General features: G+C 74.1%; 14 protein-coding genes and 1 rRNA gene. 8 read left to right on the forward strand and 7 right to left on the reverse strand.

Annotated elements, in window-relative coordinates; genetic code table 11:
- The first annotated feature begins 30 nt into the window (after positions 1–30).
- Positions 31–615, forward strand: a complete 585-nt coding sequence (locus ACZ3YO_RS31730; protein ID WP_465576229.1) for a GNAT family N-acetyltransferase — start codon at positions 31–33, stop codon at positions 613–615.
- A 189-nt stretch (positions 616–804) separates the two neighbouring features.
- Positions 805–1998 (forward strand): winged helix-turn-helix domain-containing protein, encoded by a 1194-nt coding sequence (locus ACZ3YO_RS31735; RefSeq protein ID WP_465576231.1) that lies wholly within the window; start codon positions 805–807, stop codon positions 1996–1998.
- A gap of 36 nt (positions 1999–2034) precedes the next feature.
- On the opposite strand, the gene ACZ3YO_RS31740 is transcribed toward ACZ3YO_RS31735, so the two are convergent.
- Positions 2035–2793: a response regulator gene (locus ACZ3YO_RS31740; RefSeq protein WP_396322777.1), complete on the reverse strand. Its 759-nt coding sequence runs from the start codon at positions 2791–2793 to the stop codon at positions 2035–2037.
- 250 nt (positions 2794–3043) lie between these two features.
- Positions 3044–3736, reverse strand: coding sequence for a ribosome hibernation-promoting factor, HPF/YfiA family (gene hpf / locus ACZ3YO_RS31745; RefSeq protein WP_396322778.1), 693 nt, complete (start codon positions 3734–3736; stop codon positions 3044–3046).
- A gap of 450 nt (positions 3737–4186) precedes the next feature.
- Here hpf and ACZ3YO_RS31750 point away from each other — a divergent pair, with 450 nt between their 5' ends.
- Positions 4187–4903 (forward strand): ComF family protein, encoded by a 717-nt coding sequence (locus tag ACZ3YO_RS31750; RefSeq protein WP_465576265.1) that lies wholly within the window; start codon positions 4187–4189, stop codon positions 4901–4903.
- Here the strand turns inward: ACZ3YO_RS31750 and ACZ3YO_RS31755 are convergent.
- The 3 genes from ACZ3YO_RS31755 to mtrA form a co-directional block, all read right to left on the reverse strand.
- Positions 4900–6777: an LpqB family beta-propeller domain-containing protein gene (locus ACZ3YO_RS31755; RefSeq protein ID WP_465576235.1), complete on the reverse strand. Its 1878-nt coding sequence runs from the start codon at positions 6775–6777 to the stop codon at positions 4900–4902. The genes ACZ3YO_RS31750 and ACZ3YO_RS31755 overlap by 4 nt on opposite strands.
- Positions 6752–8833, reverse strand: coding sequence for an MtrAB system histidine kinase MtrB (gene mtrB, locus ACZ3YO_RS31760; RefSeq protein ID WP_465576267.1), 2082 nt, complete (start codon positions 8831–8833; stop codon positions 6752–6754). The genes ACZ3YO_RS31755 and mtrB overlap by 26 nt, the downstream gene beginning before the upstream one ends.
- Before the next feature lie 70 nt (positions 8834–8903).
- The gene (gene mtrA / locus ACZ3YO_RS31765; RefSeq protein WP_030061806.1) at positions 8904–9581 is read right to left on the reverse strand and encodes an MtrAB system response regulator MtrA; all 678 of its coding nucleotides are present in this window, start codon (positions 9579–9581) and stop codon (positions 8904–8906) included.
- A 288-nt stretch (positions 9582–9869) separates the two neighbouring features.
- On the opposite strand from mtrA, the gene ACZ3YO_RS31770 reads away from it, so the two are divergent.
- The 5 genes from ACZ3YO_RS31770 to ACZ3YO_RS31790 all read left to right on the forward strand — a co-directional run bounded on the left by ACZ3YO_RS31770 (position 9870) and on the right by ACZ3YO_RS31790 (position 15447).
- Positions 9870–11081, forward strand: coding sequence for a DUF7847 domain-containing protein (locus ACZ3YO_RS31770; protein ID WP_465576238.1), 1212 nt, complete (start codon positions 9870–9872; stop codon positions 11079–11081).
- 5 nt (positions 11082–11086) lie between these two features.
- A complete protein-coding gene (locus tag ACZ3YO_RS31775; RefSeq protein ID WP_465576241.1) occupies positions 11087–11758 on the forward strand; it encodes a DUF4129 domain-containing protein in 672 nt (223 codons plus the stop codon).
- Entirely contained in the window at positions 11755–13068 is a 1314-nt protein-coding gene (locus ACZ3YO_RS31780) for a DUF4350 domain-containing protein (RefSeq protein ID WP_465576245.1), read from the forward strand. The genes ACZ3YO_RS31775 and ACZ3YO_RS31780 overlap by 4 nt, the downstream gene beginning before the upstream one ends.
- 101 nt (positions 13069–13169) lie before the next feature.
- Complete coding sequence (locus ACZ3YO_RS31785; RefSeq protein WP_396322797.1) at positions 13170–14099, forward strand: AAA family ATPase; 930 nt, start codon at positions 13170–13172, stop codon at positions 14097–14099.
- A gap of 37 nt (positions 14100–14136) precedes the next feature.
- On the forward strand, positions 14137–15447 hold the full coding sequence (locus ACZ3YO_RS31790) for a DUF58 domain-containing protein (RefSeq protein WP_405365779.1): 1311 nt from the start codon (positions 14137–14139) through the stop codon (positions 15445–15447).
- 26 nt (positions 15448–15473) lie between these two features.
- Here ACZ3YO_RS31790 and ACZ3YO_RS31795 read toward each other — a convergent pair whose 3' ends face one another.
- Together ACZ3YO_RS31795 and rrf are read right to left on the reverse strand one after the other, a co-directional pair.
- A complete protein-coding gene (locus ACZ3YO_RS31795; RefSeq protein ID WP_465576248.1) occupies positions 15474–16466 on the reverse strand; it encodes a DMT family transporter in 993 nt (330 codons plus the stop codon).
- A 253-nt stretch (positions 16467–16719) separates the two neighbouring features.
- Positions 16720–16803 (reverse strand): 5S ribosomal RNA (rrf, locus tag ACZ3YO_RS31800); the annotation flags it as partial.

Consider the following 16803-nt stretch of genomic DNA (forward strand, 5'->3'; position numbering starts at 1 on the left):
CCATTCCTCCCTGCACGGAATAATCCGCACATGACAGAGCGACCCGACACCCCCGCCCCCGTCACCCCCGTCACCCCCGTCAGCCTCGGCACCGAGCGCCTGGTCCTGCGGCCGCCGCAGCAGTCCGACGTCGACGCGATCTTCGAGGCCTGTCAGGAGGCGGAGATCCAGCGCTGGACGGTGGTCCCGAGCCCCTACCGGCGCGAGGACGCGGAGTACTTCGTCAACGACCTGGCCGCCAACGGCTGGCGCACCGGCGACAACCTCATCTGGTGCGTGCTCGAGCGCGAGACCGGCGCCCTGGTCGGCACCCAGGGGCTCGTCAGCTGCCCCGGGCGCCCGGGTGCCGCCGAGGTCGGCTGGTGGGCGGCCAAGGAGTTCCGCGGCCGCGGGTACACCGCCGAGGCCGCCCGCGAGGTGGCCCGCTACGGGCTCACCGAGCTGGGCCTGCGCCGGCTGGAGTGGGTGGCGTACGTGGGCAACGAGGGTTCGCGCGCGGTCGCCGAGAAGGTCGGTTTCCGCTTCGAGGGCACCCTGCGTTCGTTCGCGGAGCAGCGCGGCGAGTTCCGCGACTCCTGGGTCGCCGGGCTGCTCGCCACCGACCTCGCCGGCTGACTCCACCGACTGAGTTCACCGGCCGGGCCCACCGGCCGGTCCGCCGACCGGTCCGCCGCTGGAGTCCCGCACCGCCCGCGCCCGCCCGCGGCGTGCATGGACGGGCGCGCGCGTGGACGCGGGCAGGCGAGCGCGGGCGGGCAGGCAGGCGGACGCGCGTTGTCAGTGCCCCGGTCTACGCTCGCCGGCATGACCGCCTCGACTCCCGCCCCGGCCCCCGTCGCCGCCCTCGGCGCCGACGACGCCCGCCGCATCGCCCTGCGCGCCCAGGGCCTGCTCGGCGCGCCGGACCGCCGCGGCGGGGTCCGCGGAGTACTGCGGCACCTGGGCGCCGTCCAGCTCGACACCATCTCGGTGCTGGCCCGCTCGCACGAGCTGATCCCGTACGCGCGGCTCGGCGCGGTCGGCCGCCCGGCCGTCGAGGCGGCGTACTGGGGCTCCGGGGCGAGCTTCGAGTACTGGTCGCACGCGGCCTGCATCCTGCCGATCGAGGAGTGGCCGCTGTTCGCGTTCCGCCGCCGGCGCTACCGCGAGCGCGCGCACGTCTGGGGCAAGCAGGTGGACGAGGCCACCTACCGCTCGGTGCTGGACCAGCTGCGCGCCGAGGGGCCGCTCACCTCCACCCAGCTGGGCGGCGCCAAGAAGACGGCCGACTGGTGGGACTGGTCCGACACCAAGATCGCGGTGGAGCGGGCGCTGGCCTTCGGCGACGTGGTCTGCGCCGAGCGCCGGAGCTGGAAGCGGCTCTACTCCCTCGCCGAACAGGCGGTCCCCGCCAAGCTGTTCGAGGCCGAGCCGACCGACGAGGAGTGCCTGCGCACCCTCGTCGCGCAGTCCGGCGCCGCGCTCGGCGTGGCCACCCGGGCCGACCTGCTCGACTACCACCGGCTGCGCGCCGACCAGTTGGACGCGGTGCTGGCCGACTCCGGCCTCGTCCCGGTGGAGGTGGCCGGCTGGGGTCCGGCCGGCGCCCCCGCCGCCGCCTGGGCCGATCCGGCCGCCCTCGCCGCCCCGCCGCGCGGGCGCCACCGCACCACGCTGCTCTCCCCGTTCGACTCGCTGATCTGGGACCGCGCCCGCACCGAGCGGATCTTCGGCATGGCGCACCGACTGGAGGCCTACACGCCCAAGCACAAGCGGGTGCACGGCTACTTCGCGATGCCCTTGTTGGCCGGCGGGCAGCTGGTCGGCCGGGTCGATCCGGCCCGTGAGGGAAGGACGCTGGTGGCCCGTCAGATCTCGCTGGACTCCGCACGGCACGTCGGGGCACTGGCGGCCGCCCTGCGCGAGGCCGCCGAGTGGGTGGGCTGCGACGCCGTCCGGGTCGAGGCGCTGCACGACGAGTCCTTGCGCCCGGCCCTGGAGAAGCTGCTCACGAGCTAGGGCCGGCGCACCCCGGGCCCACAACTGCGGCCCTTGTCACCCTATTTCGAGGATCTTCTCCCGCATCGCGTAGACCACGGCCTCCATCCGGGAGTGCAGCTGGAGCTTCTCCAGGATGTTGCGCACGTGGTTCTTCACGGTGTTCTCGCTGATGAACAGCTCCTTGGCGATCTCCCGGTTGTTCATCCCGGTGGCCACCAGCTTGAGCACCTCCAACTCCCGGTCGGTCAGCCGGGGCGCGGGCACGAGGTCCCGGTCGTCGGAGCGGCGCTGGATCATCGACTTGAACTCGGTGAGCAGCTTGGAGGCCATCGACGGGCTGATCTGGGACTGCCCGTCGGCGACCGCGCGGATCGCGGTGGCGACCTCGTCGGTGGAGATCTCCTTGAGCAGGTAGCCGGTCGCACCGGCCTTGATCGCCTCGTATAGGTCGGCTTCCTCGTCACTTATCGTCAGCATGATGATCTTGGTGCTGGGCACCACGTCCTTGATCGCGGTGCAGGCCTCGATCCCGCTGCGGCGGGGCATCCGGACGTCCATCAGGATGATGTCGGGCAGCAGGTCGGCCGCCTTCAGCACAGCCTCGGCGCCGTCCCCGGCCTCACCGATGACCTTGATGTCCTCCTCCTCCGCGAGCACGATCTCCAGCCCGCGGCGGAACAGCGCATGGTCGTCCACCACCAGGACGCGGATCGGCTCCCGCCGGTGCGGGGCGTACTCGGACTCGTCCCCCCGCCCGGGCGCCACCCCCGTGACCGGCCCCGTAGCGGGCCCCAGCCCGAAGTGATCCCCCATCCGCTCCTCCCCCGTCGCCGGTCGTCGTGCGCCAATCATTCCACGGCCCGGACACCCTCCGGTCACCCTCCGACGCCGAATCCTCTGCAGCGGGTGACCCCGAGGGCACCGGGGGGACGGCCCGGGCGCGCCCGGGGCAGGTCAAGGGCCCGGCCAGGGGCAGGCCCGGGGGCGCCGCCCCACCCCGGAACGCCGGTGACCCCGGCGGCAACGGCCGCCGGGGTCACCTCTCCCAACAAAGCTCGGACGGTCAGTCCTCGTCGTCGGACCCGCCGATCGCACCGCCTGCGCCACCACCGGCCGTGGACGAGCCGTCGGCCTTCAGGTGGATGACGCCGTAGTTGTAACCGTGCCGGCGGTAGACGACGCTCGGCAGGCCGCTGTCCTTCTCCACGAAGAGGTAGAAGTCGTGGCCGACCAGTTCCATCTCGTAGAGCGCCTGGTCCAGCGCCATGGGGGCGGCCGGGTGGGTCTTCTCCCGGACCACCAGCGGGCCTTCGCCCTCCACTTCCAGGGATCCCATCATGGTCTTGCGGACGGCCCCGTTGGTCTCGCCCTCCTGCTGCGTCGTGGCGGGCAGCGCGGCCAGGGCCGCGGTCGCCTCGGCGACGCTGATGGGGGTGCGGCCGTTGCCGCCCTTGTGCACCCGGCGCCGGTCTGCGGACTTGCGCAGCTGCGCGTCGAGCTTCGCCGAAGCCAGGTCGAGCGCCGCGTACGGGTCTCCGGCGGCGGCCTCGGCCCGGATCACGGGCCCACGGGTACGGAGAGTGATCTCCACCCGCTCGGACCGGTCGGCCTGACGCGGGTTGTGCTCCTTGGACACCTCGACGTCGAGGCTGATCACCTTGCCGTCGAACTTCTGGACCTTCTCCAGCTTCTCGGCCACGTGCTCGCGGAACCTCTTGGGCACCTCGGTCTTGCGGCCCTTGACGACGATGTCCACGCAGAACTCCGATCCCTCGTGCTGACGCCGATCCGGGTGCTACCGGATCGGGCTGAGACCCAGCCGGACCAGCCCATCCACTGCCGGCCCTCCGCCCCCGCCGCGAGCGACGGAAACGACTGGCCCTCACCTCACTTCCTCCCCACCAGGGACGGTTGAAACCCCCTGGAGCCTCATCGAACACCTCACACGGGGTTTTCGCCTCCCCAGGCGGGGGAGCGGGTATGACCCGATGCCGCGGGCTGGCGGTCAAGCTGTTGCACCCTGTCTACCCTCCCGCGAGTGAAACATGGGTAAATGCCTGGACAACACCCCCCGTACGGCGCATTCTTTGCTCACTCTCCGTGCCTGCCGTCGCCAGGAGCAGCCGTGCCGCCCACCCCCAGCGCCACCCAGCCGCAGACCGCCCAAGGGCCGTTCGCCAACGCACTGGCCGGGCTGCTGGACGTGCTGCTGCCGGCCCGGTGCGCCGGCTGCGGCGCCGACCGCGCGCAGCTCTGCCCGGCCTGCCTCACCGCCCTGGCCACCGCCCGCCCCGGCCCGACCGCACTGCCCTGGGTGCACGCCGCCGCCCCGTACGCCGACCCGGTCCGCCAGCTGCTGCTGGCCCACAAGGAGCGCGGCGCGCTGCGGCTGGCCGGCCCGCTCGGCGAGGCGCTCGCCCGGGCCGTGCGCTCCTCGCTCGGACCGCGCGCCGGGCTCGCGCCGCTGCTGCTGGTCCCGATGCCCTCCGCCCGAGCCGCCGTCCGCGCCCGCGGGCACGACCCGACGCTGCGGCTGGCCGGCGCCGCCGCCCGGTCGCTGCGCCGGGCCGGGCTGGACGCCCGCGCCGCGGCGCTGCTGCGGCACACCCGGCCGGTCGCCGACCAGGCCGGCCTCACCGCCGCCGAGCGCCGGCGCAACCTGCACGGCGCGCTGACCGTCCTGCCGGGCGCGCACCACCGGCTGACCGGCCGTCAGCCGGTCCTGGTGGACGACCTGGTGACCACGGGTGCCAGCCTCGCCGAGGCCGCGCGGGCCCTGGCCGCCGCCGGCCTCCCGCCGAAGGCCGCCGCCACCGTCGCGGCCGCCGTCCCGCACCTGCCCGCCGTCCCGCACCGCACCGCCGGTCCTGCGCGCCACCCGGCCCGTCCGGACCCCGCCGGCCGGGCCTGGTCCAAGCCCTAGCCCGGGTAGATGAAGGAGGTCGCCCGCAGGTTCGGGTTGACCTCCCGCCACTGGTTGTTGGTCAGCCGGAAGATCGTGCCGGTGGAGGTCTGCCGTGCGATCACCGGCGGCACCTGGTTCGGGGACTCCGCGCGGAACTCCGAGGCCTCCGCCGAGGACATGCCCTCGCCTCCCTGCAGCGAGGCGTCGCTGCTCTGCGAGCCGTCGGTGCTGATGTAGTGCAGCTGCTGGATGCGGCCGTTCTCCTTGCCCAGCACGAGCAGCCGGTCTGTCTCCGCCCAGGACACCGAGGTGATCTCGGTGAGCAGCGGAGCGGCCGAGCGCAGCCCGGTGATCCGCGCGGTGGGCGCCTCCTTGGTGCCGCCGTGCACCACCAGGCCGAGCCAGAGCGACCGCACACCGGCCGGGTTCCTGAGGACCAGGGCGATCCGGACGCCGTCCGAGGAGACCTTGAGGTCCTGCACGACCTGCCCGTCGAGGCCGTCGACGGGCACGGTGTACACCTTGCTGCCGCGCACCATCAGGACCCGCCGGTTCTGCGGGTCGCGGTCCACCAGCCAGAGGTCGCCGCGGCCGTCCCAGCTGGGCGAGGCGAGCGCGTCCTCGGTGCGGTCGCCGGACCGGACCGGGGTGGCGAGCAGCGGATCGGGCATCGTCGGCATGCTGTCCGAGAGGGCCACCGAGTAGAGCTGGTGGCCGTTGCCGCTGATCGCCGCAGCGCGTTCGCCGTCGCGTGCCACCGCGATCGGGCCGAGCGCCGGCTGCTTGTTGGGCTGGGGCTTGCCGAGCGGGCCGCGGACGGCGGTGCCGTCGGTGTCGCGGGCCTCCATCAGCACGCCGTCGTCGGCGCGCTGGAAGTACTGCCTGGCCGCGGCCGAGCCGGCCAGCGCACCGGGGCCGGTGACGGGTACGTCGAGGCTGGCGGCCTGGCAGCCGTTGCCGTGCGAGCTCTTCAGCTCCACCCGGTCCACCTGCCCCTTGCCCTGGTCGGCGAGGGTGTAGAAGAGCTGGGTGGCCATCTGCCGGCAGGCCGTCTGGTTGGCGAGGTCGGCGCCGTTGAGCACCACGTGGGCGGTGCGGCCCTCGTCGACGCCGACCCGGTCGACGGTCGCTCCGGTCGGGAAGGCGGTCCGTGCCACCGGCGAGAGCCAGTCGGACGCACCGGCGACCACGGCCTTGGCGGCCGAGGTCAGCGTGTCTATTCGGCGCCGCAGGTAGATCGGGTCGGCGATCAGCACGTCCTGGGTGCTGACCGCCGTGGTGCCGGCCGCCGACGGGTCCTGGGCCGCGTAGAAGAATCGGTCCACCTGGCGGAAGCTGTTGCGGAAGTTGGTCTGGTTGATGATCAGACCGTCGGGCAGCTTGGCGATGCGCCACTCGCCGCCCTTCTCCCGGACGAACGTGAACGGGAGGTCCACGTCCAGCTGCCCGCCCGAGAAGGTGTAGGAGTGCTTGTCGTCCACCTTGGCGACGACCTTGCCGGGGACCTGGGTGGAGTACGACGTGTCGGCGTCCGTCACGGTCTGGTTGGACCGCGGAATGGGGTTGGCCTCCAGCACCTGGATGCCGGCGTCCGGGTTCCAGTGCGCGGCCGCTTCGTCGGTGAGGTACTTGCGTGCGGTGTCGTAGCTCTCGTCCGCGGTCAGCGCGTCCAGGAAGCCGGTGAGCAGGCCGTCCGGCTTGGCGCCCTTGACCGGCCCCACCGGGAAGACCCTGACCTGGAGGTTCTTGTCCGCCGAGCCCTGCGCCAGCTCGACCTTGCCGATGCCGCCGGAGTCCGGCATCGCCGCGCAGCCGCCCGCCAGCAGGGCGACCAGCACCGTGCCGGTCACCGCGGCCGTCCGCGGTTCAGTACTGCTGCTGGTCCTTCGCACGCTGCGACCCCTCCGTGTCCGTCCCGCCCGCGCCGACCGCGGCCTCCGCCGCACCCGCAAGGTCCGGCTCCGCCGTCCGTTGCGCCATCGACGGCCGTCCCGGCGTCGGGTCCACCATGACCTGGGCTCCGGTGGCACCGTACCCGGCCCCCACAGTCCGCACGTCCGAGGGGTCGGAGCGCGGCCCCTCCGGCAGCCTGGGGCTGCCCAGCCCGGGGCCGATGCTCAGCACGCCGCCCAGCCCGCTGCCGAACCCGCTGCCGGCGCCCTCCGGGGTCTCCGGCACGGCCTGGTCCTCGGTGGCGGTCAGCGCGGTCGCGCCGGACGGGCGGATCGCCCGCCGGTACGGGGTCCCGTACGAGCCGAGGCCCCGGTTGTTGCGGGAGTCCTCTGGCTCCAGCCGGAACGGCGCCCGGCTGATCTCGCCGCCGCGGGTGCGCGGCAGGGTGAGCCGGAAGTGCGAGCCGCCGCCGGGTTCGCCCCAGGCCTGCAGCCAGCCGCCGTGCAGGTGCGCGTCCTCGACCGCGATGGAGAGGCCGAGCCCGGTGCCGCCGGTGGTCCGCACCCGGGACGGGTCGGCCCGCCAGAAGCGGTGGAACACCCGGGACGCCTCGCCGGGCTTGAGTCCGATGCCGTAGTCGCGCACGCCGACCGCGACCGCGCCGTCGGCCGAGCCCAGCCGGACCACGACGTCGCGGCCCTCACCGTGCTCCAGCGCGTTGACGACGAGGTTGCGCAGGATGCGCTCGATCCGGCGGGAGTCGACCTCGGCCAGGACCGGCTCGCCGTCGCCGCGGACCACCACGGCGCTGCCCTTGGCCTGGGCCAGCGGGTCGGCGGCCTCGATCACCCGGCCGACGATCTCACGCAGGTCGACCGGCTCGGCGTCGAGGATCGCGGCGCCCGCGTCGAACCGGCTGATCTCCAGCAGGTCGGCGAGCAGCGACTCGAAGCGGTCCAGCTGGCCCTGGAGCAGCTCGGCCGAGCGGGCCGCCATCGGGTCCAGGTCCTCGCGGCTGTCGTAGATGAGGTCGGCGGCCATCCGCACGGTGGTGAGCGGGGTGCGCAGCTCGTGCGAGACGTCCGAGACGAAGCGCCGCTGCACGCGGGAGAGCTCCTCCAGCTGGCGGATCTGCGCCTGCAGTGCGTTGGCCATCCGGTTGAACGACTCGCCGAGACGGGCGATGTCGTCCGTCCCGGTGACCTTCATCCGCTCCTCCAGGTGCCCGGCGGCCAGCCGCTCGGAGATCCCGGCGGCCATCCGGACCGGGGTCACCACCTGGCGCACCACGAGCCAGGCGATGCCGCCCATCATGATCACCACGAAGACACCGGCGGTGGCCAGCGTGCCGGTGATCAGGCCGAGGGTGTCGGTCTCCTGGCCGAAGGAGAAGACGTAGTACAGCTGGTACGGGGCGCCGGTGGGCCCGGAGAACTGCATGCCGACGGCCAGACCCGGCTCGGTCTTGCCACCGCTCTCCGGGGCGCGCCGGATCACGGTCGGCTGGTCGAAGATGCCGGCCTCGGACGTCACCTTGGCACGCAGGGAGTCGGGGATGCTGCTCGGCTGGATGTCGCCGGAGTAGCGCGGCCCGAGGCCGGTCTTCTCCAGCGAGAGGTGCTGCTCGCTGTCGGGCATGATCGCGATCACCGAGTAGACGTTCTGCCCGCTGGCCGCGAGGTCGCCGACCTGCTTCAGCAGCCAGGTGCCGATCTCCTCGGTGGTCGGGTCGGCGATCGGAGCGACCTTGAGGCGCAGCTCCTTCGCCTCGTCGATCTTCTTCTGCTCGGTCTGGAAGCCGGCCCGGGCCTGGCTGCGCGCCGAGTCCCGCTTGGTGTTCAGCAGCCCGTTGCGGACCTGGGCCACCACCACGACCCCCAGCACCAGCACCACGACGACCGACAGCATCAGGGTGGCTGCGACCACCCGCAGCTGGATGGAACGCCGGTACAGCGCCAGGACCCGGTTCACGGGCCGGCGCAGCTGACGGATCACGGGTGCGAGCAGGCCCGCGGGGCCGCGCCGGCGGCGGCTGCGCGTGGTCGAGCTCAGCACGTCCCCGCGCACGGCGGCGCCCCCGTCGGTCGCGGTACCCGACGGGGTCTCGTCAGCCTGGTACGTCACGTCAGCTGGGTCCGGCCTTGTAGCCGACGCCGCGGACGGTCACCACGATCTCGGGGCGCTCCGGGTCCTTCTCGATCTTGGATCGGAGCCGCTGGACGTGCACGTTGACCAGGCGGGTGTCCGCCGCGTGGCGGTACCCCCAGACCTGCTCCAGCAGCACCTCGCGGGTGAACACCTGCCAGGGCTTGCGGGCCAGCGCGACCAGCAGGTCGAACTCCAGCGGGGTCAGCGGGATGCCCCGGCCGTCCCGCTTCACCGAGTGGCCGGCCACGTCGATCACCAGATCGCCGATGGTCAGCTGCTCGGGCGTCGGCTCCTCGGCACGACGCAGCCGGGCCCGCACCCGGGCCACCAGCTCCTTGGGCTTGAACGGCTTGGTGACGTAGTCGTCGGCCCCCGACTCCAGGCCGACCACGACGTCCACGGTGTCCGTCTTGGCGGTCAGCATGACGATCGGAATGCCCGACTCGGCCCGGATCTGCCGGCAGACATCGATGCCGTCCCGTCCGGGCAGCATCAGGTCCAGCAGGACCAGGTCGGGCTTGGTCTCCCGGAAGGCGGCTAGCGCCTTGTCCCCATCCGCGACGAAAAACGGCTCAAAACCCTCACCACGCAGCACAATGCCGAGCATCTCGGCCAGTGCGGAGTCGTCATCAACGACGAGGACGCGTCCCTTCATGCATCCATCCTCTCATTACCGGATTGTGACCTGCCGCACAGCAGTCCCATTGCTCCAGAACGGCCAAGTCCCCGCCCGGGCGAATTCCGGCCATACCGGACGAATATCCCGGCCCGAACCGTCACCCGAGCCCCGCTGACCTCCCGCCGGCCGGCCGCCGGCCTCCCGTTGCGGTTCAGCAACCGGATACCCCTGGGGCCCGTCCGACCACCATGGCACGATGGGCGCTGCGCGCGGGTGAAGATCCACCCGGCCCCGCGAACCCTGACGCCCCTCCGAGGAGCAGTGATGACCGACACCCCGGGCTGGGCCTCGCCCAGCTCGTCCGAGCCGCCCCGCGACGAGGCCCGGCCCCCGGCCGACGCATCCGCCGCCGTGCCCGGGCAGTCGGTACCACCCCACGGCGCGCCCGCCGCGCCCCCGGCCCGGGACGCCGGCCACGGCGGCCCGCAGCAGGGCAGCGGCCCCCAGTACGGCGGTCCCCAGTACGGCCAGGGCCCCTACGGACAGCCCGGACAGTACGGCTGGGGCGCCCCGGCCAGCCCCAAGCCCGGCGTGATCCCGCTGCGCCCGCTCGGCCTCGGCGAGATCCTCGACGGAGCCGTCTCCACCATCCGCAAGCACTGGCGCACCACGCTCGGCCTCTCCCTCGGCGTCGCCGTGGTCCAGGAGGCCGCCGTCGTCGGCACCCAGCTGGCCGTCGACGGCAACACGGGCGACCTCACCCCCGTGGTGTCCGCCCTGGTCAGCCTGCCGGTGGCGATGCTGCTCGGCGTGGTCGCCGCCGCCCTGCTGACCATGGTCGTCAGCCGCGCCATCCTCGGCCAGGCCGCCACCGTCCGCGACGCCTGGCGCGACGCCCGCCCCCGGCTGCTCCAGCTGATCGGCCTGACCCTGCTGACCGGCCTGATCAGCGCCGGCATCGTCCTGCTCGGCTTCGCCCCGCTGATCGGCTACCTGCTGGCCGGCGCGGACGAGCCCATCATCGTGGGCCTGCTGGCCGTGGTCGGCATCCTCAGCATCCCGGTCGCCTTCTGGATCTGGATCCAGCTCAGCCTGGCCGCCCCCGCCCTGATGCTGGAGAAGCAGGGCGTCCTGCCCGCCCTCTCCCGCTCCCGCCGCCTGGTCCGCGGCTCCTGGTGGCGGCTGTTCGGCATCAACATCCTCGGCCGGCTGCTGGCCGGCCTCGTCGCCGGAATGCTCAGCATCCCGTTCGCCGTCATCGGCCTGGTCCTCGGCTTCGACGACCTCTCCAACCAGCTCGGCTCCGGCGAGCCGGCCACCCTGCCCGTCGCCATGCTGATCAGCAATGCGATCGCCGGCGTGATCTCCTCCACCCTCACCATCCCGTTCACCGCCACCATCGGCGTCCTGCTCTACGTCGACCAGCGGATCCGCCGCGAGGCCCTGGACATCGAGCTGGCCCGCGCCGCCGGCCTGCCCGAGTACGGCGGCACCGGCTGGAGCGACCCGGTCGGCCAGAACCCGGCGAGGCTCTGAGCCGGATGCCGAACTGGGGGGAGAAGGTGCTGGCCGCGGGCGGGGCCCCGGTCACCACCCCGCGTGACCCGGCCCGCGACGCCGTCCGCGACGAACTGCTCAAGGCCGACTACCACCGGCACGACCCGAGCCTCCAGCAGCGGGTCCTCGACTGGATCACGGAACGGATCGACGACGCGCTCAACGCCATCACCGGTGACGGCACCACCGGCACCACCGGCCTGATCCTGTTCCTGGTGGTCGCCGTCGTGATCGCGGCCTCCCTCTGGTGGCGCTTCGGCGCGCCCAAGCGGGCCGCCCGCACGACGCTCGACGTCTTCGGCGCCGCCGCCCCGCGCAGCGCCGCCCAGTACCGGGCCGACGCCGAACGGCACGCCGCCGCCGGCCAGTGGGCCGAAGCCGTCCGCGAGCAGATGCGCGCGGTCGTCCGGGCCCTGGAGGAGCGCACCCTGCTCGACACCCGTCCCGGCCGCACCGCCGACGAGGCCGCCACCGAGGCGGGCCGCATGCTGCCGGCGCACGCCGCCGCCCTCACGACGGCCGCCCGCACCTTCGACGACATCGCGTACGGCGAGCGCACCGCCGACCAGGCCGCGTACCAGCTGCTCCGCGACCTCGACCAGGCCCTCGAACGCGCCCGCCCGGCCCTCGCCGCGGCCCCGGGAGGAGCGGCATGACCACCACCACCCCCGGCGCCTCCCCCGGCCCGGCCGCACCGCCGACGCCCACCGGAGCACCGGCCGTACCGCCCGGCGCCACCGCCACCACCGCCGGAGCGCCCTCGCCCGCCGGGCCGCCCGCACCGCCCGAGCCCCGCGTCAGCCCCAGCAGCCTCGCGCCCACCGGCCGCAGCCTCTGGTACCGCTCGCGCTGGTTCCTGCTCACCGCCGTCCTGGTCCTGCTCGCCGGCGCCCTCCTGGCCGCCCTGAGCCAGGACCGCCGCTACCCGCCGCTGGACCCGCGCTCCTACGACCCCTCCGGCGCCCACGCCGTGGTCGCCCTGCTCCAGCGGGAGGGCCTCAAGGTCGACATCACCACCGACCCGACCGCCCGCACCACCGGCAACGACACTCTCGTCGTCCCCGAACCCGACCTGCTCAGCCCCGAACAGCTGCGCACCATCGCCGCCGCCAAGCACGCCCGGCTGATCCTCCTCTCCCCCGGCCCGGCCGCGCTCAGCGCGCTGGCCCCGGGCGTCCGCACCTCCGACGAGGGCGGCGGCGTGCCGTACGCCGGGGTCCGCAGCACCGCCGCCCAGTGCGCGCTCACCGAGGCCGTCCGGGCCGGCACCGCCCATCTCGGCGGCCTGCTCTACACCACCGGCAGCCGCGGCGAGGGCTGCTACCCCCGCGGCCACGGCTACCCCCTGGTGGCCGTGCCGACCGGCAAGGGCACCGAGGTCGTCGTCCTCGGCAGCGGCGACTTCCTCAGCAACGAGCTGATCAAGAAGGACGGCAACGCCTCGCTCGCCCTCGGCCTGCTCGGCTCCCAGCCCAACCTGACCTGGCACCTGCCCGACTACTCCGCCCCGGTGGCCGCGGGCGGCGACAAGCGGTTCACCGACTACATCCCCGACGGCTGGCGCTGGGGCGCGTACCAGCTCGCCATCGCCGTCCTGCTGGCCGCCGTCTGGCGCGCCCGCCGGCTCGGCCCCGTCATCAGCGAGAACCTGCCCGTGGTCGTCCGCGCCGCCGAGACCACCGAGGGCCGGGCCCGCCTCTACCGCCGGGCCAAGGCCCGTGGCCGGGCCGCCGACGCCCTGCGCCGCGCCACCGTCCACCGCCTCGCCCCCGCCCTCGGCCTTCCGCTCAGCGCCGGCGCCCCCGACCCGACCGCACTCTGCGCGGCGGTCGTCGACCGCCTCCCCGACCGCCCCGCCGGAGACGTACGGACCCTCCTGTACGGCCCGCCCCCGACCGACGACGCCGCACTGCTGCGACTCGCCGACGACCTCGACGCCCTCGAAAGGCAGGTACGGAAGCCGTGACCGAACAGGCCACCGCCCAGCTCCGCATCACCCCCGGCACGGCACCCGCCACCCCCGGCACCACCGTCACCCCCGGCACCGCGGGCGACCCCCGCCAGGCGCTGACCGCCCTGCGCTCCGAGATCGCCAAGGCCGTGGTCGGCCAGGACGCCGCCGTCACCGGTCTCGTGGTCGCCCTGCTCTGCGGCGGCCACGTGCTGCTGGAGGGCGTCCCCGGCGTGGCGAAGACCCTGCTGATCCGCACCCTCTCGACGGCGCTCAGCCTGGACACCAAGCGCATCCAGTTCACCCCGGACCTGATGCCCGGCGACGTCACCGGCTCCCTCGTCTACGACGCCCGCACCGCCGAGTTCTCCTTCCAGCCCGGCCCGGTCTTCACCAACCTGCTGCTCGCCGACGAGATCAACCGCACGCCGCCGAAGACCCAGGCCGCCCTGCTGGAGGCCATGGAGGAGCACCAGGTCACCGTCGACGGCGAGCCCCGCAAGCTGCCCGTCCCGTTCCTGGTCGCCGCGACGCAGAACCCGGTCGAGTACGAGGGCACCTACCCGCTGCCCGAGGCCCAGCTCGACCGCTTCCTGCTGAAGCTGATCCTGCCGCTGCCCGACCGCGACCAGGAGTACCAGGTCCTCGCCAAGCACGCCTCCGGCTTCGACCCGCGCGACCTCGCCGCCGCCGGCGTCCGCCCGGTCGCCGGCCCCGAGCACATCGCCGCCGCCCGTGAGCAGATCGCCAAGCTCACCGTCTCGCCCGAGGTCCTCGCCTACATCGTCGACCTCTGCCGGGCCACCCGGCAGTCCCCGTCGCTCTCCATCGGCGTCTCCCCGCGCGGCGCCACCGCCCTGCTCGCGGCCTCCCGCGCCTGGGCCTGGCTGGCCGGCCGCGACTACGTCACCCCCGACGACGTCAAGGCGCTGGCCCTGCCCACCCTGCGCCACCGCGTCGCGCTCCGTGCCGAGGCCGAGATGGAGGGCGTCACCGCCGACTCCGTCATCCAGGCCGTCCTGGCCCAGACGCCCGCCCCCCGCTGACCGCCTCCACCGCCTCGCTCACGAAGGAGCGCACCGCATGGCCCTCACCGGGCGAACCGCCCTGCTCGCCGCACTCGGCGCGCTCGTCGTGGGCCTGCTCCTGCCCTCCTGGGGCGGGATCGCCGCCGTCACCGGCGCGGTCCTGCTCGCCGTCGTGACCGACCTGGTCATCGCCGCCCCGGTCCGCCGTCTGCGGATCACCCGGGGCGGCGACACCACCGTCCGGCTCGGCGAGCCCGCCTCCGTCGAACTGACCGTCACCAACCCCGCCGGCCGCCCGCTCAGAGCCCGCGTCCGCGACGCCTGGGCCCCCTCCGCCTGGCGGCCCGGCAGCGAGATCGCCGCCTCCCGGCACACCCTGAGCATCCCCGGGCACGAACGACGCCGCGTCACCACGGTGCTCACCCCGACCCGGCGCGGCGACCACCACGCCCACAAGGTGACGATCCGTTCGCTCGGCCCGCTCGGCCTGGCCGGCCGTCAGGGCTCCCACCTCGTCCCGTGGACGGTCCGCGCCCTGCCGCCGTTCAACAGCCGCAAGCACCTGCCCTCCCGGCTCGCCCGGCTGCGCGAACTCGACGGCCGCACCTCCGTCCTGACCCGCGGCCAGGGCACCGAGTTCGACTCCCTGCGCGAGTACCTGCCCGGCGACGACATCCGCTCCATCGACTGGCGCGCCAGCGCCCGCCGGCACACCGTCGCCGTCCGCACCTGGCGCCCCGAACGCGACCGGCACATCCTCGTCGTCCTCGACACCGGCCGCACCTCGGCCGGCCGGGTCGGCGACGCACCCCGCCTGGACGCCTCGCTCGACGCCGCACTGCTGCTCACCGCGCTCGCCACCAAGGCCGGCGACCGGGTCGACCTCCTCGCCCACGACCTGCGCAAGCGCGTCTCGGTGGCCGGCCGCGCCCCCAACGAGATCCTGCCCGCCTTCACCACCGCGATGGCCACCCTCGAACCGGCGCTCTACGAGACCGACATGCGCTCGCTGGTCGCCACCGCGCTGAAGATGGCGCCGCACCGCTCACTGATCGTCCTGCTGACCGGGCTCGACGCGGCCCCCGTCGAGGACGGCCTGCTCCCGCTGCTGCCGCTCCTCACCAAGCGCCACGAGGTCGTCCTCGCCTCGGTCTCCGACCCGCACCTGGACGAGCTGGCGGCCGGCCGCGGCACCGTCGAGGCCGTGTACGGCGCGGCCGCCGCCGAACAGACCCGCGCCGACCGCCGACTCACCGCGGACCGGCTCACCCGCGCCGGTGTCACCGTCCTCGACGCCCCGCCCGCCGCCGTGGCCCCCGCCCTCGCCGACACCTACCTCGCTCTCAAGGCCGCCGGCCGCCTCTGACGGCCGGCGGCTCTGCCCGCTCCCGGCTACCGCTCTGCCTGCCGCTGCTGCCGCTCCCCGCGGCCGGTGCGCTTGCCGCCGACCGGAGCCGTGAGGAGGGCCAGTCCCAGGGCGAGGACGGCCAGCCCGCACCAGGAGGCCACCGGCAGACGCTCACCGAGGACGGTCACACCCAGGACGGCCGCCACGGCCGGCTCGGCGAGGGTCAGCGTCGTGGCCACCGAGACGCCGGTGTGCCGCAGGCCGCGTCCGAAGAGCCGGTAGGCCAGGTAGACGGTGAACACGGCCAGGTGCAGGGCCACCGCCGCGCCACGGACGCCAGCGAGCCACTGCGGCCCGGCGGACAGCACGATCGGCAGGACGAGCAGCGCGGCGGCGCCGAACAGCACCCCCATCACCGCGTCGGAAGGATGTCCGCGCGTGATGAGCCGGCCTCCGATCAGGGAGTACACGGCGTAGGACAGCCCGGCGGCCGCGGCGAGCGCGATTCCGGTCGGGTCCACGGGGGTGGCACGGCCGGTCAGCACCGGGCCCAGCACCAGCAGCGTGCAGCCCAGAACGGCGGCCGCGGTGGCACCGGCCCAGCGCGCGGCCGGCCGCCCGCCCCCGGCGATCCAGGACAGCAGCCCGGCGAAGACCGGCGCGCTGCCCAGCGCGATCACGGTGGCCACGGCCACGCCGGTGCGGCCCACGGCCGGGTAGAAGGTCACCGGGTAGCCGGCCACCGCCGGCGCGCCCACGGCGAGCAGCCAACGCTCGGTACGCGAGCAGGCCGCAGGCAGCGCGCGGGCACCCCGGGACGTCAGGAACAGCAGCAGGCCGCCGAGGGCGAGGCCGGCACAGCCGACGGCCGCCGCCGGCACACCGGCCGGGGCCGACGAGCCGGCGGTCCCGGTCGTCCCCCACAGGACGGCAGCGGTGAGGATGGGTACCGGCCCGCCCAGGAGGCCGGCGCTCTTCGTCTGCGAGGCGTCGCTGGTCGGGCGGGCGGGAGTTCGGGGAGAAGTGCGGTTCGGCACAGTCGTGGTCTTCCGTCGTCGAATGCGTCAAGGACCGGATTCGAAACGGGCGCACGACAGGAACCCCTGACCACCCTGCGGGCCGGCCGGGATCCCGGGTCAAACCATCAGCGTCGGCGCCCGGTCAGGCGCCGAGCGGCGGCAGAACGACGTGCCAGTAAGCGTTCACCCGACGATCGTACCTGCGTGGAGTCTCCGGGAAATGCAAAGAACCCCCGATCCGTGACGGATCGGGGGTTCTGTGTGAATGATTGTTCGGCGGCGTCCTACTCTCCCACAGGGTCCCCCCTGCAGTACCATCGGCGCTGTGAGGCTTAGCTTCCGGGTTCGGAATGTA

Source organism: Kitasatospora sp. NPDC022785 (genome assembly GCF_055561295.1).